The 19,705-nt window shown below is 70.5% G+C and carries 18 protein-coding genes; 6 read left to right on the top strand and 12 right to left on the bottom strand.

What is annotated here, in order from left to right; translation table 11 throughout:
* Positions 1-135 precede the first annotated feature (135 nt).
* Complete coding sequence (locus ACIA5D_RS20135; protein WP_396031605.1) at positions 136-792, top strand: Type 1 glutamine amidotransferase-like domain-containing protein; 657 nt, start codon at positions 136-138, stop codon at positions 790-792.
* 72 nt (positions 793-864) lie between these two features.
* Here the strand turns inward: ACIA5D_RS20135 and ACIA5D_RS20140 are convergent, their stop codons facing one another.
* Entirely contained in the window at positions 865-1,221 is a 357-nt protein-coding gene (locus tag ACIA5D_RS20140; protein WP_396031607.1) for a hypothetical protein, read from the bottom strand.
* A gap of 46 nt (positions 1,222-1,267) precedes the next feature.
* On the opposite strand from ACIA5D_RS20140, the gene ACIA5D_RS20145 reads away from it, so the two are divergent.
* The 3 genes from ACIA5D_RS20145 (at position 1,268) to ACIA5D_RS20155 (ending at position 7,104) form a co-directional block, all read left to right on the top strand.
* Positions 1,268-5,197: an NB-ARC domain-containing protein gene (locus tag ACIA5D_RS20145; protein ID WP_396031609.1), complete on the top strand. Its 3,930-nt coding sequence runs from the start codon at positions 1,268-1,270 to the stop codon at positions 5,195-5,197.
* A 4-nt stretch (positions 5,198-5,201) separates the two neighbouring features.
* Positions 5,202-6,203: a tetratricopeptide repeat protein gene (locus ACIA5D_RS20150; RefSeq protein WP_396031611.1), complete on the top strand. Its 1,002-nt coding sequence runs from the start codon at positions 5,202-5,204 to the stop codon at positions 6,201-6,203.
* 145 nt (positions 6,204-6,348) lie between these two features.
* Positions 6,349-7,104, top strand: coding sequence for a hypothetical protein (locus ACIA5D_RS20155; RefSeq protein ID WP_396031613.1), 756 nt, complete (start codon positions 6,349-6,351; stop codon positions 7,102-7,104).
* A gap of 32 nt (positions 7,105-7,136) precedes the next feature.
* On the opposite strand, the gene ACIA5D_RS20160 is transcribed toward ACIA5D_RS20155, so the two are convergent.
* Both ACIA5D_RS20160 and ACIA5D_RS20165 read right to left on the bottom strand, forming a co-directional pair.
* Positions 7,137-7,637 (bottom strand): hypothetical protein, encoded by a 501-nt coding sequence (locus ACIA5D_RS20160; protein WP_396031615.1) that lies wholly within the window; start codon positions 7,635-7,637, stop codon positions 7,137-7,139.
* A gap of 132 nt (positions 7,638-7,769) precedes the next feature.
* Entirely contained in the window at positions 7,770-8,864 is a 1,095-nt protein-coding gene (locus ACIA5D_RS20165; protein ID WP_396031617.1) for an ABC transporter ATP-binding protein, read from the bottom strand.
* Positions 8,865-9,134: 270 nt separating this feature from the next.
* On the opposite strand from ACIA5D_RS20165, the gene ACIA5D_RS20170 reads away from it, so the two are divergent.
* On the top strand, positions 9,135-9,983 hold the full coding sequence (locus tag ACIA5D_RS20170; RefSeq protein WP_396031619.1) for a hypothetical protein: 849 nt from the start codon (positions 9,135-9,137) through the stop codon (positions 9,981-9,983).
* A 175-nt stretch (positions 9,984-10,158) separates the two neighbouring features.
* Here ACIA5D_RS20170 and ACIA5D_RS20175 read toward each other — a convergent pair whose 3' ends face one another.
* The 3 genes from ACIA5D_RS20175 to ACIA5D_RS20185 form a co-directional block, all read right to left on the bottom strand.
* Positions 10,159-11,238: a cellulose binding domain-containing protein gene (locus ACIA5D_RS20175; RefSeq protein WP_396031621.1), complete on the bottom strand. Its 1,080-nt coding sequence runs from the start codon at positions 11,236-11,238 to the stop codon at positions 10,159-10,161.
* Between the two features lie 451 nt (positions 11,239-11,689).
* On the bottom strand, positions 11,690-11,977 hold the full coding sequence (locus tag ACIA5D_RS20180) for a multiprotein-bridging factor 1 family protein (RefSeq protein ID WP_396031623.1): 288 nt from the start codon (positions 11,975-11,977) through the stop codon (positions 11,690-11,692).
* The gene (locus ACIA5D_RS20185) at positions 11,974-12,297 is read right to left on the bottom strand and encodes a type II toxin-antitoxin system RelE/ParE family toxin (protein ID WP_396031625.1); all 324 of its coding nucleotides are present in this window, start codon (positions 12,295-12,297) and stop codon (positions 11,974-11,976) included. The genes ACIA5D_RS20180 and ACIA5D_RS20185 overlap by 4 nt, the downstream gene beginning before the upstream one ends.
* A gap of 496 nt (positions 12,298-12,793) precedes the next feature.
* On the opposite strand from ACIA5D_RS20185, the gene ACIA5D_RS20190 reads away from it, so the two are divergent.
* Positions 12,794-13,525 carry an alpha/beta hydrolase gene (locus ACIA5D_RS20190; RefSeq protein WP_396031627.1) on the top strand — a complete coding sequence of 244 codons (732 nt, stop codon included), beginning with the start codon at positions 12,794-12,796 and terminating at the stop codon, positions 13,523-13,525.
* Positions 13,526-13,575: 50 nt separating this feature from the next.
* Here ACIA5D_RS20190 and ACIA5D_RS20195 read toward each other — a convergent pair whose 3' ends face one another.
* The 6 genes from ACIA5D_RS20195 to ngcE form a co-directional block, all read right to left on the bottom strand.
* Positions 13,576-14,622 carry a YbhN family protein gene (locus ACIA5D_RS20195; RefSeq protein ID WP_396031629.1) on the bottom strand — a complete coding sequence of 349 codons (1,047 nt, stop codon included), beginning with the start codon at positions 14,620-14,622 and terminating at the stop codon, positions 13,576-13,578.
* Positions 14,623-14,670: 48 nt separating this feature from the next.
* Complete coding sequence (locus ACIA5D_RS20200; RefSeq protein WP_396031631.1) at positions 14,671-15,183, bottom strand: hypothetical protein; 513 nt, start codon at positions 15,181-15,183, stop codon at positions 14,671-14,673.
* 91 nt (positions 15,184-15,274) lie between these two features.
* Positions 15,275-16,474 (bottom strand): glycosyl hydrolase, encoded by a 1,200-nt coding sequence (locus ACIA5D_RS20205; protein ID WP_396031633.1) that lies wholly within the window; start codon positions 16,472-16,474, stop codon positions 15,275-15,277.
* Positions 16,475-16,517: 43 nt separating this feature from the next.
* Positions 16,518-17,393 (bottom strand): carbohydrate ABC transporter permease, encoded by an 876-nt coding sequence (locus ACIA5D_RS20210; protein ID WP_396031635.1) that lies wholly within the window; start codon positions 17,391-17,393, stop codon positions 16,518-16,520.
* Complete coding sequence (locus ACIA5D_RS20215; protein ID WP_396031637.1) at positions 17,390-18,274, bottom strand: carbohydrate ABC transporter permease; 885 nt, start codon at positions 18,272-18,274, stop codon at positions 17,390-17,392. The genes ACIA5D_RS20210 and ACIA5D_RS20215 overlap by 4 nt, the downstream gene beginning before the upstream one ends.
* Positions 18,274-19,695 carry an N-acetylglucosamine/diacetylchitobiose ABC transporter substrate-binding protein gene (ngcE, locus tag ACIA5D_RS20220; RefSeq protein ID WP_396031639.1) on the bottom strand — a complete coding sequence of 474 codons (1,422 nt, stop codon included), beginning with the start codon at positions 19,693-19,695 and terminating at the stop codon, positions 18,274-18,276. The genes ACIA5D_RS20215 and ngcE overlap by 1 nt, the downstream gene beginning before the upstream one ends.
* Positions 19,696-19,705: the final 10 nt, after the last annotated feature.

Raw genomic sequence — 19,705 nt, forward strand, 5'->3', positions numbered from 1 at the left:
AGCCGCCTGCTTCCGGTTCTCGGCCGCTTGGCAATCTGAGGGACCTCCGAAAGAGGAGACCCGAACTACGATGAGCCCGGCTCGGCGCCTGGTCTCAGGCACTTCCACCCTTTCGCGCGCGAATTCGGAGACACCGTGAAGCTCTTGCTCACCTCAGGTGGCGTCACGAACCCCAGCATCCATGCGGCGCTCGTGCAGCTTCTCGGCAAGCCGATCGGCGACGCCAATGCCCTCTGCATTCCCACAGCGGAGTACGGGCACCCGATGTGCACCCCGGCCTCGGCCTGGCGTTTCATCGCCGGCCGGAGCCCATCGCCCATGTGCGACCTGGGCTGGAAGTCGTTGGGTCTGCTGGAACTCACCGCGCTGCCCACCATCGGCGCGCAGCGATGGGTTCCCTGGGTCCGGGAGGCCGACGTGCTCTTGGTCGACGGAGGGGACGCGACGTATCTGTGTCATTGGATGCGCGAGTCCGGGCTGGCCGATCTGCTGCCTTCGCTGCCCGACATGGTCTGGGTGGGCGTGAGTGCGGGAAGCATGGTGATGACGCCCCGGATCGGGGCTGACTTCGTCGAGTGGCCGTCGGCGCCGGACGACCGCACCCTGGGAGTCGTCGACTTCTCGATCTTCCCGCACCTGGACGCTTTCCCCGAGAACACCCTGGCTGACGCGGAGCGGTGGGCCGCTGACCTCGGCGTTCCGGCTTATGCCATCGACGAGCAGACGGCCATCAAGGTCGTCGACGGCTCCGTCGAGGTGGTTTCCGAAGGGCAATGGACGAAGTTCGGGTGATGCCACCGACAGCCATCCGGATCTGCCGATCTGGGACTGCCACGGCGGCGCCGACCAGCGATGCGCCGAGCCTCAGTCGATCTCGCGGTGGAAGAACTCCCGAATCACCTCGGCGCTCTCTGCGGCGGTGCCGCCGGTCAGCTCGACCGAGCGGTCGCCGTCGCGGACCACGACCTTGCGTCCCCGGTCGCGGGTGACCCAGTCGCGGAGCAGCGCGCCCAGCTGAACCAGGGCAGGCGAGGTGGCCAGCGCGATCAGCAGCGCGGTGACGGTGTCGCCGCCCGACTTCGCCAGCGGCGGCGCGTCGTCCTCGACCACGAGCTCGTTGCGGTCGAGCTCGAGGGCGTCCAGCTCGGTGTGCAGTGCACGGGACAGCCGATCGACCTCGGCGGGATCCTCATCGACGACGGTCAGCGAAAGGGTGGCCACCCGAGCGAGGATAGTGGACGCAGGCGAGGCAACGAGGAGGCCGCGGATGGGAGAGCGCATCGCGGTCCTGATCGTCACCGACGACTACCGCGACCCCGCGTTCGGCCGTCTGAACGCCCCGGCGCGCGATGCCGCGGCGCTGGCGGCGGTGCTGTCCGATCCGGAGGTCGGCGCCTACCGGGTCGAGCTGCTCCACAACCGCACGTCCGACCAGGTCCGGTTCCGGCTGGAGCAACTGCTCCGCGACGCCGGCCGCGACGACTTGGTGCTGGTGTACGTCTCCGGCCACGGCGCGAAGGATGAGGCCGGCGATCTCCACTTCGCCACCACCGACACCGTCCGGGGCCTGTACGACTCGACCGCCGTCGCGAGCCATTTCCTGCGGCGGCGGATCGACCGAAGCCGCTGCCGGCGGGTGCTGGTGTGGCTGGACTGCTGCTATTCCGGCGCGTTCCCGGCCGGCCGTCTGCCCAAGTCCACCGCCGAGGTTGACGTCCTCGACCAGCTCGCCGACCCCGGCGGCCGGGGGTGCGCGGTGATGACCGCCTCGACCCACATCCAATTCGCGTACGAGTCCGGCGACGACGCGCTCCCCGACCACCCGGCGCCCGGCTCGGTGTTCACCGGCGCCATCGTGGCCGGGCTGCGCACCGGCGACGCCGACCTCCGGCGGGACGGCGTGATCGACCACGGTGAGCTCTACGAGTTCGTCCACGAGTGGATGCGGGCACGCACACCCCAGCAGACGCCGACCCAGCGCAGTCAGGTCACCGGGCACCTGCCGGTGGCGTTCAGCCCGCACCGCGCCGGCGCGCCGGTCCGCCGGAGTTTCCTGGGCGCCTCGCCCGTACAGGCGTCGCGGTTCGTGGACCGTCCCGAGCTCGCCGCCCTGGTGGAGGCGCTCGCCGGCGCCCAGGGGCGACCGGTCGCCGTGGCCGGGATGGGCGGCGCCGGCAAGACCGCGCTGGCGGCGGCGGCCGTGCACGACGAGCGGGTGCGCGCGGCCCATCCGGGCGGCGTGGCGTGGCTGGCGGTCGAGCCGCGCACCGATCCCCGGATCTTGCAGGCCGACCTGGCCCAGCGGCTCGGCGGCGGCGCGCCCGCGTTCGCGACCGTCGCGGCCGGACGGGACGCGCTGGCCGACCTGCCCACCGCCGGGCCGGTGCTCGTCGTCCTCGACAACGTCTGGGAGCGCGGCGTCGTGGACGCGTTCCCGCCCGCGTTCCACCTGCTGTTCACCAGCCGGGACGCCGGACTGGCCCGCGATCTCGACGCCGCCGTGGTGTCGGTCGCCGCGCTCGCCCTGCCCGAGGCGCTCGAGCTGCTCGGCCGATGGACCAGGCGTACCGCCGGGGAGCTCGACGCCCTGCCCGCCGACGAGATCTGCACCCGCCTCGACAACCTCGCGCTCGGCGTCGCCATGGCCGGTGCCATGATCGGACCGGAGGCTGCCCCAGCCCGCTGGCACGACATCCTCGATCGGCTGGGCGAGGCCGACCTGTCGAAGATCCGGGCCGACTTCGGCGCCACCTACCCCCACCCCACGCTGCTCGCGGCGATCACGCTCGGCATCGCCGAGCTGCCCGGCGACGACGCCCGGCTTCGCTACCGGGAGCTGGCGGTCTTCAACGACCGCGGCGCGTTCCCCCGATCCGCCGCCGAGGCGCTGTGGCGGCCGGCCGGCGTGCGGCCCGCCGACGCCGGGGATCTGCTGGACCTCTTCGAGCGGCGGTCGCTGATCACCTCGGCCGGCGGCGGCCTGCTGGTCCTGCACGACCTCCAGGCCGATGTGGTGGCCCATGAGCTGGGCCGCGACGATCTGGCGGCGGCCCACCGGCGGCTCACCGAGGGATATCGGGTCGCGGCCCCGGACGGGTGGCCGAGCGCCCTCGACGACGGTTATCTGCTCGAGAACCTCGCCCACCACCTCGGCCGGGCCGGCCACACCGGCGAGCTCGAGCAGATGCTGACCGACCTCGACTGGCTGCGGGCCCGGCTCGTCTCGTCCGGCGTGGTGAGCCTTCTCCAGGACTACGCCGAGCTGCCGGGCGTTCCGGCCGCCGACGCGGTACACGGCGCCCTCCAGCTCTCCGCGCACGTGCTGTCGGCCGACCCGGCCCAGTTGCCCGGGCAGGTGATCGGCCGGCTCCCCGAAGAAGACGAGACCCTACGGCGGCGGCTGACCGAGGCCGCCGCAGGCTGGGAGCCGTGGCTGTGCCCGACCCGCCCGCTGGCCGCCACCGCCGGCGGCGAGCTGGAACGGACCTTCGTGCATCAGGCGCCCGTGACCGCGGTCGCGATCAGCCCGGACGGACGCCACGTGGTCACCGCGACCGGTGCGGCAGTACGCGTCTGGGACGCCCGCAGCGGCCGCGAGCTCCGCTCGCTCGACCACCACTCCGGCCCGGTCCACGCCGTGGCGATCAGCCCCGACGGACGGCACGTCGTCTCCGGCGGCGCCGACCGGACCGTACGGATCGGCCACCTGGTCAGCGGCCGGCAGCTGCGGGTGCTGACCGGGCACAACCACCCGGTGCACCGGGTGGCGGCCGCCGATGGTCTCGTGGTGTCGGCCGGTTCGGACGGCACGATCCGGGCGTGGACCACCCCCGGCGCGGCGCTGCCGATGAACCACACGGCCGGGTCGATCGCGGTCACCCCGGACGGATCGGTGCTGGTGGCCGGGATCGACGACGGCACCGTCCGGGTATGGGACCTGCCGTCCGGCGCCCCGCGGTGGAGTTTCACCGGGCACCACGGCGAGGTGGACCACGTCGCGATCAGTTCGGACGGGCTCCGGGCCGCCTCGAGCGCGCGCGACTCGACCGTCCGGGTCTGGGACCTCGCCACCGGCCGCCCGCTGCGGGTCCTGGCCGATCGGCAGTACGGGGGACCGGTGGCGATCACCGCCGACGGCCGGCATGTCGTGTCGGTCGCCTATGACCACCGCATCCGGGTGACCGACATCGACACCGGCCACGACGTGAGCACCCTGGCCGGGCACACCGGACGGATCGTTGCGCTGGCCACCGCGCCGACCGGGCAGATCGTGTCTGCCGGCGACGACCGGACCGCCCGGCTGTGGCGGCCGTTTCCGGGCGAGCGGCCCGTCCCGTCGCGGGCGATCGACGGGCATCTGCGCAGCGTCGACGCCCTCGCCTTCCTCCCCGGCGGCGGATCGGTGGTGTCGGGCGGATTCGATGGCACCGTCCGGGTGTGGGAGGTCCCGAGCGGGCGCCCCTGCTCCGTGCTCGCCGGCCACGGCTACGGCGTTCGCGCCGTGGCCGCCGCCGCCTTTGTCGCCACGGCGGGTGGCGACGGCGTGGTCCGCGTGAACGGCCGCTCGTGGGACGGGGACAAGGCGGGGGCGGTGTCGGTGGCGATCAGCCCGGCCGGCCGGCTCGTCGCCTCCGCGGGGGAGGACGCCACGATCCGGGTGTGGGAGGTCGCCGCCGACCGTCGGGTGCACACGTTCACCGGCCATCAGGGCTCCCCGGGCGCGCTGGCGTTCGGCGCGGACGGCCGGCTCCTCATCGCCGGGGGCGACGACGGGACGGTGCGAGTGTGGGATCTGCCGACCGGCGAGCCGGTGCATCGCTTCACCGGTCACCGGGGCGCGGTGCTGGCGGTGGCGTCGATCTCGCGTGGTCGCGAGATCGTCTCGTGCGCGTACGGCGATGACCGGATCCTGGTGTGGGATCTTTTCAGCGGCCAGTCGGTGGGGTCCGTCGCCTGGCACGGCGAGGCGGCGCGCGCGGCGGCGATCAGCGCCGACGGCGACTTCGTCGTCTCCACCGGCTACGACGGCACCACCCGGCTGTGGAGTCTGCGCTACGACCGGGAGATGGCCCGGTGGACGGCCGACCACCCGGTGACCAGCTGCGCGGTCGAGTCCGACGGCGACCGGGTGACGATCGCGATCGGCGAGGACGGCGGCGCGATCCACTTGCTGCGCTTGCACGTCTCTCTACCGTAGAAGGATGCGGATCGAGGACTACCTCGCGAAACTCGACCGGCGGCTGGAGAAGGAGCGCCGCGCCGGCGGGGTCCGCCCGGAGACGATCGCCGAGGTCGAACACCTGGCCTGGGCCTTCATGAACGGCGGTGACGCGCACACCGCGAGCCTGCTGTGGGAGCGCGATTTCGAGGTGCGGCGAACGCAGTTGGGCCCCGAGCTGCCGGAGACCCTGCAACTCGCCGGCCTGCTCGGGGAGGCGCTGCGCCGGGCCGGCGAGCTCGAGCGGGCCCGCGCGCTCCTGGCCGGGACGGTCGAGGCGATGGGCCGCGTGTTCGGCGAGGACGACTACATCACGCTGGCCAACACCAACAACTACGCCCTCGCGCTGGACGGCCTCGGCGAGCACGAGAAGGCCCGCGATCTCTACCGCCGGATCCTCCCGCCGATACACCGCCTGCTCGGCGACGAGCACCCCGAGGTCCTGTTGATGGACCGGAACCTCACCTCGTCGCTGCAGGCGCTCGGCGACCTGCGGGGCGCCCGGCCCATCTACGAGCGGATGCTGGCCGTGCAGCGGCGCACCCTGGGCGACGACCACCCGGACACCCTGCAGACGATCAACAATCTGGGCGCGACCGTCGCGCAGCTCAGCGACCCGCAACGGGCTCGCGTGCTGCTCCAGGAGGCGGTCGACGGCCGTCGGGCAACCCTGGGCGCCGACCATCCCGACACCCAGCTCGCCATGATCAACCTGGGCCGGGTGCTCATCGATCTCGGCGACCGCACACGGGCACGGCGCGTCCTGCAGGAGGTCTTCGAGCAGCGCGCCGACACTCTCGGCCTCGACCACGACGACACGCGGGAGGCGATGATCGCCCTCGCGCCGACGCTGCCCGAGCTGGCCCCCGGCGTCTTCGTGGTGCCCGCGCCGGGCGTCGAGCAGCCACGCTTGGTCCCGGTCAAGGACGAGCCCGACGACGAACCACCCGACGAGCGCAAGGAGCGCTGGTGGCGGCGGAGCTGAGACGGCCCGTTCACCGGGGCGGCCAAGGCTCCGCAGCGCGCTGTCTGCCGGTCGTTCTGCACGGCGGCATGTCGCCTGGCCCGGCCCGCCCGAGGCATCGCGTCCGGTCGTTGGTGACTCGCCTGAGCGCTGTTCGAGGAGGCCGATGATGGAGACCGCCGACCACGACGCCAGCGGGCCCCGGCCCACGCCCGGGATGCCGAAGACCGCCGACGGCCCGGCAACGCCTTCTGCCGCGGGCGAGCGGCCGCTGGGGGAACACGCACCGGCGCTGCTGGCCGCCGAGCATTGGAGCCTGCTCGCGGCCCGGTCGCTGATCTGGAGCGAGGCCCAGAGCCGCGCCTCGGTGTTCCTGACCCTGCTGTCGGCTTCGATCATCGCGCTCGCGCTGGTCGCCGATGCGACCGGCTTCGGTGCCGAGACCACGACGCTCGCGCTGGCGCTGCTGCCGGTGGTGTTCCTGGTAGGCATCGCCGCGTACGCCCGCTTGGTGCAGATCAACGCCGAGGAGTTTCGGCTGGTCATGGCGATGAATCGGCTCCGGCGCGCCTACCTGACCTTGGAGCCTGGCCTGGAGCACTACCTGACCACCGGCCACCACGACGACCAGCAGGGCGTGTTCGTCACCTACATGGTGGACGGGCCCGCGACCCGCCGGGCGTTGTGGGTCTATTTCGTGGTCAACACCCCGTCCATCGTCGCGACGGTGGATGCGGCTCTGGCCACGGCCATGGTCGTGCTGGGCCTGCAGGCGGCTGAGGCGCCCAGGGCCGTGGCGGTGGCCGGCGGGGTGGCGGCCTTCGTGCTCGTCTGGGGAACGCTGTTCTGGCTGCAGCGGCAGACCCTACGCCCGTTCCGCTACCAAACACCCCGGTTTCCCACACCACCGGACCGAAACTGACGTGGAAGCCGTCGATCCCGTCACTGTAATGACTAGCGGAAGTGGTCCGGCCCCACGGATCCAACGAAGAACCGACGGCAGGTCCGAGTTGCCAGCGCCCCAATAGTCGTCACGACGAGCAGCGGCCCGATGATCGCTGCAACCTCGTTCACCGCGTGGGACAGCGTCGTCCAGATAGCCAGTCGCTCCGCCACGGCAAACACGTCCCTTCCGCCGGTCGGGATGGAGCTGAAGGTCTGGCGGGACGTCGTGCCGACCCCGAGCACGCTGACCGCCGCGAACAGCAGCGGCAACACCAGCCCGGCCAGGCTCGAGCCGTACGCGGCTCGGCTGCGCCGGCGCAGGCCGAACGCGGCGACGACCAGCCACGCGGCCAGGCAGAGCAGCAGTCCGCAGGACAGCAGCTCGCCGGCGGACAGGGCCGACGTGTCAGCGAGCAACTGCCTGCCCAGAAGCGCAACGACCGCGTTCACCATGGCCAGGACAACGAGCAGCCCCGCGACGGCGAGCTGACACCAGAAGGCCACGGTCACCTGCGGAGGGCGTCCGTTCTGGGATGAAGTTCCCGGAATCACCCGAACACTGTAAGGGCAGGGCAGTCGCTGTTCAGAGGGCCGATCGGCCACATCCAGCACCGCGTCAGCCCGAACTGGTCAGGTCTCCGGTCAGTCCGGGAGCCGCTCGCCGGTGGTCGCGTGAAAGGCGTGGTGCGCCCCGGCGCGCGGCTTGACGTACGCGATCTCGCCCAGATCTGGCGTGTCGCGGGACTCGACCCGGACCACGAAACGCTCGTCGTGTCCCTCCAGGGCGATGATGCCGTAGACGTACGAGTCGGAGCCGAGCTCCTCGACGAGGTCGACCCGGATGGGCATGCCGCCGTCGCCGGGCCCGACGAGCTCGGTGTGTTCGGGGCGGAAGCCGATGGTGACGTGCTGGGTGCCGTCCGCCCGCGCGGCGTCGGCCTGCTCGCGGGTCAGCGGGATGACCATATCGGCGAAGGCAGCGCCGTCGTCGGTGAGCGGGACAGTCTTGATGTTCATGGACGGCGATCCCATGAAGCCTGCGACGAACACGTTGGTCGGCCTGTCGTACAGAGCGCGGGGCGTGTCGACCTGCTGCAACACCCCGTTGTCCAGCACGGCGACGCGGTGGCCCATGGTCATCGCCTCGACCTGGTCGTGGGTTACGTAGACCGTGGTGACGCCGAGCCTCGCCTGCAGGGTGGCGATCTGCGAGCGGGTCTGCACGCGCAGCTTGGCGTCCAGGTTGGACAGCGGCTCATCCATCAGGAACACCCGCGGCTGCCGGACGATCGCCCGGCCCATCGCGACCCGCTGACGCTGGCCACCGGAGAGGGCCTTCGGCTTGCGGTCGAGGTACGGCTCCAGTTGCAGCAGGGCGGCGGCGTCCTTGACGTCCCGCGCGATGACGTCCTTCGGGGTGTGCCGCAGCTTCAGCGCGAACGCCATGTTCTCGCGCACGGTCATGTGCGGGTACAGCGCATAGTTCTGGAAGACCATGGCGATGTCGCGGTCCTTCGGCGGCAGGTTCGTGACGTCCCGGTCATCTATGAAGATCGCTCCACCGTCGACGTCCTCCAGGCCCGCGAGCATGCGCAGCGCGGTCGACTTACCGGATCCCGACGGGCCGACCAGGACGAGGAACTCCCCGTCCGCGATGTCCAGGTCGAGTGCATCCACCGCCGGCCTGTCCGTGCCCGGGTAGACCCGGGTGGCTTTCTCGTACCGCACCGTTGCCATGACGACGTTGTCCCTTCGGCGCATACCTGACGCATCAACTATTGCGTTGACAACGTTAGCGTCGGACCACAGCGCCAGCCCAAGACTGTTACGTCACAGAGCCTGACCGCCCGAACGCGGCGCCGGCAGCCGACCGGCTCTGCCCGTCAGTTCTGCTTCGGTGAGACGCGATGCGCCGTACGGGCCGCGGTGGAACGTGCCTGGTCACTGCTGGGCGTGCCGCCTAAGATCCGTGCGACCACGGCCCCCTCGCCCAGAATGTGATCGACCATGATTTCTCGTCCGGCCCGGTTTGCCGGTCTCGTTGCCGTTCCCGCGCTGACGGCCGGCGGCTGCACGTCGCCCGTCTCCGCCCCGGCAGCCTCCGCCCCGGCCGCCGCCTCGCAACCGTCCGCGCCGCCGGCGAGCCCGAGCGCCGCCGCGAGCGACTCCCGTACGCCGCTCCAGATTCTGCAGGCCGGAGTTCCGACGGAGAGTTCGCCGATCCATCGCTTCTCGATCAAGTCGGCTGGGCGGCCGGAGACCGGCGTGGTCGACGCGCGCGACAAGATCGCCGAGATCGACGGGGTCGGCCACTACACCAACCCGACCTACACCGAGACCACTCGCATCCTGCTGACCAGGAACAAGTCCTGGCTGAAGGTGAGGACCACACCGGCCGGGATGACCGGCCTGCCGACCAAGTGGATGGCGCTCGACCCCCAGAAGCTCAAGCTCGAGAACGGCACGCCGTTCCTCTACGTCGCGGAGAGCGATCCCGGCTACACCGAACAGGTGTTCGACAACTCCAGCGACGTCGAGCAGACCAGTCCGGGACATTTCGAGGGCGTCACCGACCTGAGCGACACCGGCGCGGGCAAGATTCTCTCGGCCGGCCAGCTCAAGGCCCTGGGCGACAAGGCCGACCACCTGGCCTACACCGCGGTACTGGACGGCCAGGGCAGGGTCACCACGACGACGGTGCGGATCCCGGCCGCCGGGAAGCTCAAGGCGAGCACTGCGGTGATCACCTACGACCAGTACGGAACCGCCGCCAAGCCGAAGCTGCCCACGGCCGCCGAACAGGTGAAGGCGCCGTCAGTTGTCTATGACATGTACGGCTACGCGACGGATCACTGATAGGGATTGTGACTGACCAGCCATGACGGTTTGGGCTCGCCGGTGTCGAATCTCGGAGGGCTGTGATCGGCCGATACATGACCGTACATGTGCACGTCAGCCCATGGCCCGAGCGGATCGCTGGAGCCCGTCGGCCGCCCAGGGCCAACGTCGACGGCCCTGCCGTCCCGACGGGTCAGGCCGTCACCGTGACGTGGATCGTCCACCGCATGATCGGTCCCGGGCACGGAGTCGGGTCGTGGTCGCACGGGTAGTCGGTGTTCGTCGTCACCTCCGCCTGTCCCGGCGCCGCGGCGACGTAATGGACGACAAGCGGCTGGTTCGTGGGATAGCCACCGCTCACGTCGCGCTGGACGAGTACCCCGCCGGTGTTGCTCGGGGGTGGGTCGTACTGGCTGGGCAGACTCACCACGAGCGTGTCACCGACGCGCAGGCTGAGCGCGCGGCCGTTGTCCGCCGTGGTCACCGTGACGGTCTGCCCGCCGCCGGGCGGCACGTCCACGACCTGGACGTGCACCGCCCACAGGGCGATCGGAACCGCGCACGGCGGCGTCGCGTGCAGGCAGGCGTAGTCGGTCTGGGAGGACAGGTCGATGGAGCCGGGCGCGACCGCGCGGTGCAGAGCGGCGACCGGCTGCCCGGTCGGGAAGCCGCCGCTGCTCGACAGAAGCGACAGTCCGGAGCCCTTGGCCGTGGCCGGCCGGTAGGTGGCCGGCAGCGACACGCGGAGCTTCTGCCCGATGAGGAGCGTGACCGTGCGCCCGGCATCGGCGTCCGTCACGCTGACGTCGGCGCCGGCCGACGAGGTCGCGCTGGGCGAGCCGGACGTCGGCGGTATCGCGTCGTTGGCGCAGCTCATGGCCGGCGCCGCGCCGGTACCGGCCAGCTGCATGCCGAAGGTCGTTGAGGCACCCGGCGCCAGCGAGCCGTTGTACACGGCGTCGACCGCGGTGGCGGTGCCGCCCGAGACATTGACCGTGGCGTTCCACGCCGAGACCACCTGACCGGTCGCGGCCCAGGTCACGGTCCACCTGGTGGCGGCCTGCGCGGACGTGTTGGCGACAGTGACGGTGACGATTTCGCCCCCGGCCGTCCCGCTGCCCCACTGGGACTGGATGGCCGCGGTCGCGCTACATCCGCCGACGGCCGCCGCCGCGGTGCCGACCACCAGCGGTGCCATCACCAGGGCCGTCAGCAGGCTCGCTCCCGCGGCGACCCCACCAACTGCCAGAGCCGCCCGCCTGGATACCGCCATGACCGCCCCCTCGTCGATTCCGGCCCGGCTCCTGCGGCAAGGCCCTCGCGAAGCGTTACATAGGCAACCATCTATCAACACTGTCCGGTTGGGTGGTATCTGGTCAGCCCGGGACGACGTCTTCTGTTTCGTCGATCAAGGCAAGGTTGAGCGGTCTCCAGCACATGGCTGACGACCGCGCGGATCGAAGGCGGACAAGCCGGACTGCTTCGCGTCAGGGGCCGTCTGCGACACTCCGCCGGTGAGGTGTTGTTGGGCGTTCCGACAATCCGTCAGGCTCCGTCGCGGACTTGTCGTCAAACGTCCTGCTCGGCGTCCTCCAGCGCTCGTAGACGTTACCGAGTTCAACCGGCTCCCTACGATCCCCCTCGCTCCGCGAGAGAACTTTGTCCCCGCACCACCGCGGTGCGCGCTGAGTGTCGCCGTAGGCGCATTGGCAGTTCGGCGCGGCTCAAGCGGCCTCGAACCCCACTCTGAGTCGTACGTCCAATGCCGTCGCCAGCCGTTCCAGTACCGACAAGGTAGGAATGGTTCCGCCGGCCTCGAACCGAGCGACCGCGGACTGCGTCATTCCCGATGCCTTCGCGAGCTGCGTTTGGCTCCAACCTCGGCGCTCACGAAGTTCTCGAACGGAACGACCCAGTTCAAAGGTCAATCGTGCAGCGTCGTACGCCTCCGTGGCGCCGGGCTCAGCCATTCGCCGTTCCCGCATCGCGGCCCAACCGCCACTCTCGCTCATGACCCAGCCTCCTCGTCCAAAGCCTCGTGAGCCTCGTCGATACACCGAGCCAACGCCCGGCGTGCGCGGTCGATCTCCCGCTCATCCCGCATGCGCGTCTTGTGGAAGACCGTCAACAGGATGATCCTCTTGTCGGTCGCGATCCAGTAGGTGATCCGGACCGATCGCCGCTCCAGGTGGAACCGCAGCTCGCGCAGCTTCCGATCAAGCTGCTTCGTGTAAGGCTCGCCCAGCAGCCGTCCTTGCTCCGCGAGCAGGTCGACGTAGAACGCCGCGTGGGCGAACTGAGCGGTCGGCAGACTCTCCAGCCACTTCTCCACCTCTGTCTCGCGTGATCGCAACAGACAGGGCGCGCGATCGTCCTGAGCCGGCGCGTCCGCCGGAGGCGCAGTAGTCGCAAGCGCCCATCCACCCCAAGGCGCGTACTACGGGCCTGGCACAGACAGAGGGCCTCGCACGGACAATGAAGCGTGACGAGGCCGCCGAGAGCGGCCACCGTGACGTGGGGTCTAGGGGTCGCCCCCAGGCAAGCGGAGTGGGGCGTACGGGACTCGAACCCGTAACCGACTAGCGGGTGGGTCCGGCGGCCCAGGGCCGCCGACACGCCGAGCGCAGAAGCACGCACATCGGCCGGTGCTGATCGGCCAACCGGCACGCCGTGGGCGATCTGCGCGCCGCCGCCAGCAGACCTCGCGACGACCAGCGTCACCCGCAGGTCCGCTGCCTTTCCCGTACGGTGGCGTCGGCAGGCACGCCTCAGTCCATGGCATCGGACGCGGCGTCGTGACGCGAAGTTCCGGATAGTGAGATCGACGGGTGGACGCGGAAATTCGGCCGGCCGAGCGGCCGACGGCGGACGGCGTGACCGAGCGGGAGTTCCGCGTAGCGGGTGTGCCGGCGGCAGCCTGGCTGCCAGGGCGCCCGAAAGCGCCGCTGGTGCTGCTCGGGCACGGCGGGAGCGGCAGCAAGCGCAGCGAGCGGATCGTGGCGCTGGGGCGGTGGTTCGCGGCGGAGGGGATCGCGGCGGTGGCGATCGACGGGCCCTATCACGGGGACCGGGTCGAGGCGCCGATGCCGGCGCCGGAGTATCAGGCGCTCATCGCCGCGGAAGGGGTCGAGGTGGTGCTCGACCGGATGACCGCGGACTGGCTGAGCGTGGTCGACGCCCTCGAGACCGTCGACAAAGAACGGCTCGGGTACGTCGGGACGTCGATGGGCGCGCGGTTCGGCCTTCCGCTGCTGGCAAGGCTAGGTAACCGGGTGGAAGGCGCGGTGCTGGGCAAGTTCGGGCTGGATCCGGCCGAGATCGATCCCCGGCTCAACGTGCCGGAGCGGATCGCGGCGGACGCCGGGCGGATCACGGCGAAGGTGATGTATCACGTGCAGCTCGGCGACACGCTCTTTCCGATCGAGGGGCAGCGGCGCCTGTTCGAGCTGATCGGCAGCGCCGACAAACAGCTCATCGAGTATCCGGGCGAGCACGGCGTCACCGACCCGGCCGCGGTGGTGCGCTGGCGGGAGTTCATCCGGAGCGCGGTCGCGCAATAGCCAGGCGGTACGTCACCCGGAGCGCGGTCACGCAATAGCCAGGCGGTACGTCACCCGGAGCGCGGTCGCGGAACAACGACGCGCCGCCGCAGAATCAGGGCCGCGGCGCCCCCGGCGGGAAGCAGCAGCCAGCAGGAGATCAAGCGATAGATGAGTACGGCGGCCGCAGCCGTCACCGCGGTCGCGCCGGCCGCGGTCAGCCCGGCCACCAGGGCGGTGTCGATCACGCCGACGCCGCCGGGGGTCAGCGGGACCTGCCGGACGATCTGCACGCCCAGATAGATCCCGGCCAGCGTGGTCACCCCGACCGGGAGGCCCACCGCGCGGCAGGTGGCGGTGAGGCAGAGCAGGTCGGTCAGCCAGTTCACGGCGAAGAACAGAACGGCTGCGGTCCAGTCGCGGGCCCGCAGGGCGGCGCCGGCCTGCCAGGCCTCCTGGGCCGAGGCGAGGGTCCTGCGGACCCAGGTGATCGCCCGGCCGTTGCCGGAGGCGGTGGCCGAGATGGCCGGGACGCGGCGGCCCAGCAGCACGGCGGCGGCGGTCAGGAGGACCAGGATGGCGACGACGGCGAGCGGGCGGGGGCTCAGCAGCAGGGCGGGGTCGCGGCCGACCACCGCGGCGCCGCCGGCTACGTACAGCAGGGTGAGGCCGCCGATCGACGCGAGCCCGGAGGCGATCATCGAGGCGGCGGAGTGTTCCTTGCTGACGCCGCCGCGCTGGTACTCGCGCACCGCGTAGGCCGCCGAGACGGCGGCGCCGGCAGGCATGGCGATGGAGATGGCGGTACGGGCCATGGTCACGGCCGCGGCGCGGCGGGCCGTCAGGCGTACGCCCAAAGCGCGCAACAGGACGCGCTGCTGCCACGCGAAAGCCCCGAGGGAAACGGCCTGCAGCGCGGCCGCGAGGGTGACCCACCCGTAGTCGGCGTCGGCGAGCGCCCGCAGGAACTCGCGCGGGTCGGGCAGGCGGCCCCACAGGCCCAGCGCGGCCAGCGCGAGGCCGGCCGCGAGCAGCAGCGGCAGGCGCAACCGCCGCCACCACTGTCGTCGCGCTGCCGGCGCGGCCGTGGGCCGCGGCTCGGACCGGAGAGGAGCCACCTCGCGATCCTGACAAAGAAGGTCAACCCCGGGCCAGCGCATGTGACCTCAGTCGCCGGAGAAGCCCCAGAAGTACAGCTCGGCGGGAGCGCCCTGCTCGTCGTGCAGGACGGCAAGGCGGCCGATTCCGGGATATTTAGCCAGCGGAATGATCGCCTCGACATGGTCGCGGGTGAGCTTCGTGTCGCCGGCCGTCTCGTACGCCTCGGCCTCGCCGACCGGCACGATCATGCCGTACTCGGGATTGCCGTGCTCCTTGACCAGCGCCATGTACTCCTCGAATGTTTCGTAAGAGTACGGCAGGTAGCCGTAGTTCGGGGTCTCGCCGTCGGCGAGCACCCGGTACATGTCGAGGATCGAGTGGGTGCCCTTGAGGCGCACCGTCTCGTCGGCCCACAGCTCGTCCTCGGTCGTGGGCCGGCCGGGGTCGTCGACGGCCATCTTGCCGCTGACGGCCCACAGGAACTCGCCGGCCTCGAAGACCAGGGTCCGGAGGGTCACGAAGGCGAGGTACCGGTCTTCCTGGTAGGGCATTGAGTAGTCCCACCCCGAGGCGCCCACGCATCCTCCTTCTTTGATCTTTACGGCGCGACAGAATAACCGGGGGCGGGGCGCGTCCGCCCCGGTCCCCCGGTCATTTTTCACGCACCATTCAGCAGCGGCCCAGATCCTGCCACTGTTCGGTCCATCCGGGCTCGGAACCCTGCGTCCAATATCTGGCCTTCCACAGGTGCTTGCCCAGTCCCGACGGCGGGCCGCTCGGGTCGCCGTACCTGCTCTTCTCGTGTTTCACCAGGTTGCCGCCCGTGTAGACCGTGGCGAACGCCCACTCGGGCGCGTTGGCGCAGTCGGTGGCGGGCGGAGGCGTTGTCGGATTTGTCGTTGGAGGCGTGGTCGTCGGCGAGGTCGGCGGGCTGGTCGGCGGGCTGGTCGGCGTCGAACAGCCGCCGGTGGCGTCGACCGTGTCGCTGAAGGCGCTGCCGGAGGACCGGTAGGACGCCGCCTTCGAGGAGGCGGCCGACGGCGACAGCACCTGGTTCTTCGCGAACAGCACCCAGTCGACCTGCTGGATGTAGGTGGACAGGCCGCCGGTGTGCGCCGCCGTGTCGATGAACCACAGGTTCCAGTTGATGGTCATCGTCTGGCGTGGGTAGAACTTGCCGGAATGGTCGCCGACCTGCGCCCCGTCGACGAAGTAGATCATGTGCCCGTTGGCGACTTGGACGACCAGGTCGTGCCACCCGTCGAAGCTGCGCCGCTCCTCCGAGTGCACGTTGTCGGCGAACCACGGGTCGTTGCGGTAGGTGTACCAGCTGGTCTGGTAGTTGATCGGCCCGGTCTCGCCCCACCCGCCGTTCGGCAGGTACTCGGAGATGTCCAGCTCCGAGTAGGTCGGGTCGAGGTCGCCGTTGAGCGGACTGATGGTGAAGAAAGTTTCGTTGATGTGGTCGCCGTCGGTGCCGCTCACCGGCGCGTCGGTGAACCGGATGCGGCTGGCGTAGGTGCCGTCGAGGAAGCGCTTCTGGGTGGAGTAGAGCTCGGCCTGGTTGGTGCCGCCCGAGGTGCCGTCGGTCGAGGCGGTCAGTTGCATGACCTGGTCGCCGGCGGAGCTGGGAAACGTGATGCTGTTGGCCGACCAGGTCGCGCCGGGCACGCCCGGGCCGCCGGCATAGGTACGCGGGGTCCATCCGTGCCCGGTCAGGGACGAATCGGACGAGGAGGTGTAGTGGAAATCGTCGAAAAGGTAGCCGCAGTCGGCCGCGGACGCGGTGCCCGAGGAAACGGCGACCGCGGCGCCGGCGGCGACAATGGCGACCGCCCCTGAGGCCAATCGACGCTTGTCGATCAACATGGACAGACTCCTCCCTGCTTTCGTACAAGGGGATGTGGGGGACTTACTTGACCGCGCCGGCGGTCATTCCGGCTCGGATGTGGCGCTGGAACGCGACGTAGGCGACGAGCACCGGCAGCATGGCGATGGTCAGGCCGGCGAACAGTCCGCCCCAGTCGCTGCGATACCCCTGGCTGACCGACAGGGCGGCCAGACCCTGCGCCAGGACGTACCGGTCCGGGTCGGGATTGAGAACCAGCGGAAGCAGGTACTGGTTCCAGAGCCCGAGGAAATTGAAGATGGCGACCGCCGTGAGACCCGGGCGGGCCAGCGGCAGCATCACGCGGAAGAAAACGGCGCCGTGCGAGCAGCCGTCGAGGAAAGCGGCCTCGGCGATCTCGCTCGGCAGGGTGCGGAAAAAGGCATGAAGAAAGAAGACCGTGAAGGGTACGGCGTAAGCGGCGTAGACGAGGATCAATCCGGGATAGGTGCCGAGCAGCCCCAGTCGCTGCACCACGAAGAACAGCGGCACCAGGGCGAGAAAGACCGGGAAGAACATCGCCGCGACGAACGTGTAGTAGATCAGCCGGTTGCCGCGGAACTCGTACCGGGCGAGGGCGTACGCGACGAGGGCGCCCAGCAGCATCGTGAGCAGCAATGCCCCGCCGACGACGATGAGACTGTTCAGGAAGTACCGGCCGATGCTGGCCGACGTCCAGGCGCGGGTCCAGTTGTCGAAGTGCGGCGTGGACGGCAGCGACCACGGCTCGTTGAGGATTTCGTCGTCCGACTTGACCGAGGAGACCACCGCCCACAACAGCGGGAGCGCAGTCACGACGGCCCAGCAGAGCATGGCGATCTGCGGGAGGGGGTTGGCGCGTCCGGTACGGGCCGGGGCAACGGCGGTGGCAACCGAAGGGCGCTCGCGGAGAAGAGTCATGCCAGCTCCAGCCGTTCCTTGCGCCCGGCCCGCAGGGCCAGGACGGCGAGCGTCAGCGTCGCGAAGAAGAGCGCGACCCCCATGGCCGAGGCGTAGCCGAACTTTCCGTACGTGAAGGCGTTGCGGTACAGCGACAGCCCGATCACCTCGGTGGCGCCGTCGGGCCCGCCCGGCCCGACGGTCATGATCTGCACGACCGCGAAGCCGTCGAGCGCCGCGATCCCGAGGTACACGAAAGCCACCTGCACGGTTTCGCGCACGAGCGGCAACGTGAGCCGCCGGAACGTGGTCCAGCCGCCGGCCCCGTCGAGCAGCGCCGCCTCGTACAGCTCGGCCGGTATGCCGTCGATCGCCGCGCGGAACAGCACCACGTAGAAGCCGACCGACGACCAGACCAGCACCGCCATGACGGCGGCCAGGGCGAAGGCCGGTTCCGCGAGCCACGAGTGGGCGAGCGACCCCAGCCCGACCGCCCGCAGCCCCGAGTTGAGCAGCCCGGTGTTGGGGTTGTAGACGAAACCCCACAGCACGGCGATGACGACCAGCGACAGCAACTGCGGAAAGAAGTAGACGATCTGGTAGCCCGACGAGCCGCGCCGGGTGCGCAGCAGCGAGGCGAGGCCGAGGCCCAGCGCGATCGTCGCGAACGGCACGACGACCAGCATCACCGCGTTGTTGCGCACCGCGTCGAGAAACAGGGAGTCCCCGCCGAGGCGGGCGTAGTTGCCCGCCCCGACGAAGTGCGCCTCGCCGGCCACGCCGGTCCAGTCGGTCAGCGACAGGTAGAACGCCTGCGCGTACGGCGAGAGCACGAAGACGACGTGCAGGACCAGCGCCGGCACCAGCGCGCCGAGCAGGAACCGCCACCGGCCGTGCCGCATCAGCGGGTGTATTTCGTGACGGTCGTGTCCTTGGCCAGGGCGTCCGCGGCCTTCTGGATCCGGGTGGACCAGTCGGCCGGGGAGATTCGCTTGTTCACCAGCTCCCCGGTGGCGTCGTCGACGGCTTTCGCGAGCGGCGCGTACCACGTACGGAATCGGTAGGTGAACGTGTTGTCGCCGGCCGCGACCACCGCGTCGCGCACGGAGCCGAGCCCGCTCGAGAGCGTGAGCCCGTCGGTGGCCCCGGCGACCGCCGGCAGCGTGCTGTTGGCCTTGGCGAAATCGGTCGCCGACGCCTTGGAGAACAGAGTCCGCAGGTACTCCCGGCCGCCCGCGGGGTTCTTCGCCTTCGACGGCACGATGAACGACTCGCTGCTGGCCGCCTGAACGGCGCCGACCGGCTGCCGGTCGGCGGCCGTCAGCGACGGCACCGTGCCCATCACCATGTCGAAACCGGACGGCGTGACCTCTTTCTGCTCGCTCTCCAGCCACGAGCCGCAGGGGATGAACGCCGCCTTCTTCCGGCACCAGGCGGCCTGCGCCTCGGTGTGCGACAGCGCCTCCGAGCCGCTCATGAGATAGCCCTTGCCGGCAAGCTCGGCGAAAGCGGTCGCCGCCTGCAGCAGGCCCTCCTGCTTCCAGGCGCCCGGCTCGAGGTTGTCGACCGCCTTGATGAGATCTTTGCCGCCGGCTTTCGCGGCCATCGAGAGCAGCGGGTCGTTGATGTACTCCGGGTATTTGCCCTGGTAGGTCCACGGCGCCACGCCGGCTTTCTTGATGGTTTCGCAGAGGGCCAGCATGTCCGCCCACGTCGTCGGGTAGCGCCATCCCTTCTGCTCGAAGAAAGTCTTCGAATACCAGAGACCCCAGACCGTGTACGTGAAATTGAGCGCGACCGTGGAGCCGGCGAAAGTTCCGTCGTCCACCACGCCCGGCAGCAGCGTGTCGCGGACTTTCTTGCCGGGCACGTCGAACGCCGGCGCGTCCAGCAGCTCGGCCAGGTCGGCCACCTGACCGGCGCCGACCAGCGTGGCGATGTCGAGCCGCCCGGCGCCGGTGTTGTCGACCACGTCCGGCGGGTTGCCGGCCACGAAACGGGGCTGCATCGCCTCGCCGACCTTCTGCAGGCCCTTGTGGTCGACTTCGGCCTTCGGGTACCGCTGCGTGTACTGCTGCTCGGCCTTGATCGCGTAGTCGTCGCCGTACCCGCCCTTGAAGACGACCACCTCGAGCGGCGCGTCCTCCTTGACGCCGAGGGGATTGTCGGCGGTCTTCGCGCCGCCGGCCGCGGCGGTGCCGTCGTCCTTCTTGCCGGAGGTCACGCAAGCGGCGAGAACGGGCACGGTCACCGCGGCCGCCGCGGCCGTTTTGAGCAGGGCTCTGCGCGTGGGGTACGGTCTGAGCTGGGGTTCGAGGTTCATCGCGTGGGCC

It is taken from the genome of Actinoplanes sp. NPDC051513 (genome assembly GCF_044454685.1).
Lineage (GTDB): Bacteria > Actinomycetota > Actinomycetes > Mycobacteriales > Micromonosporaceae > Actinoplanes.

Excerpts from the sequence above, each read along its gene's own strand:
- ACIA5D_RS20170 (WP_396031619.1), top strand. The coding sequence starts at position 9,135 with ATGATTTCTCGTCCGGCCCGGTTTGCCGGTCTCGTTGCCGTTCCCGCG.
- ACIA5D_RS20165 (WP_396031617.1), bottom strand. The coding sequence starts at position 8,864 with ATGGCAACGGTGCGGTACGAGAAAGCCACCCGGGTCTACCCGGGCACG.
- ACIA5D_RS20145 (WP_396031609.1), top strand. The coding sequence starts at position 1,268 with ATGGGAGAGCGCATCGCGGTCCTGATCGTCACCGACGACTACCGCGAC.
- ACIA5D_RS20210 (WP_396031635.1), bottom strand. The coding sequence starts at position 17,393 with ATGACTCTTCTCCGCGAGCGCCCTTCGGTTGCCACCGCCGTTGCCCCG.
- ngcE (WP_396031639.1), bottom strand. The coding sequence starts at position 19,695 with ATGAACCTCGAACCCCAGCTCAGACCGTACCCCACGCGCAGAGCCCTG.
- ACIA5D_RS20155 (WP_396031613.1), top strand. The coding sequence starts at position 6,349 with ATGATGGAGACCGCCGACCACGACGCCAGCGGGCCCCGGCCCACGCCC.
- ACIA5D_RS20180 (WP_396031623.1), bottom strand. The coding sequence starts at position 11,977 with ATGAGCGAGAGTGGCGGTTGGGCCGCGATGCGGGAACGGCGAATGGCT.
- ACIA5D_RS20205 (WP_396031633.1), bottom strand. The coding sequence starts at position 16,474 with ATGTTGATCGACAAGCGTCGATTGGCCTCAGGGGCGGTCGCCATTGTC.
- ACIA5D_RS20150 (WP_396031611.1), top strand. The coding sequence starts at position 5,202 with ATGCGGATCGAGGACTACCTCGCGAAACTCGACCGGCGGCTGGAGAAG.
- ACIA5D_RS20215 (WP_396031637.1), bottom strand. The coding sequence starts at position 18,274 with ATGCGGCACGGCCGGTGGCGGTTCCTGCTCGGCGCGCTGGTGCCGGCG.
- ACIA5D_RS20175 (WP_396031621.1), bottom strand. The coding sequence starts at position 11,238 with ATGGCGGTATCCAGGCGGGCGGCTCTGGCAGTTGGTGGGGTCGCCGCG.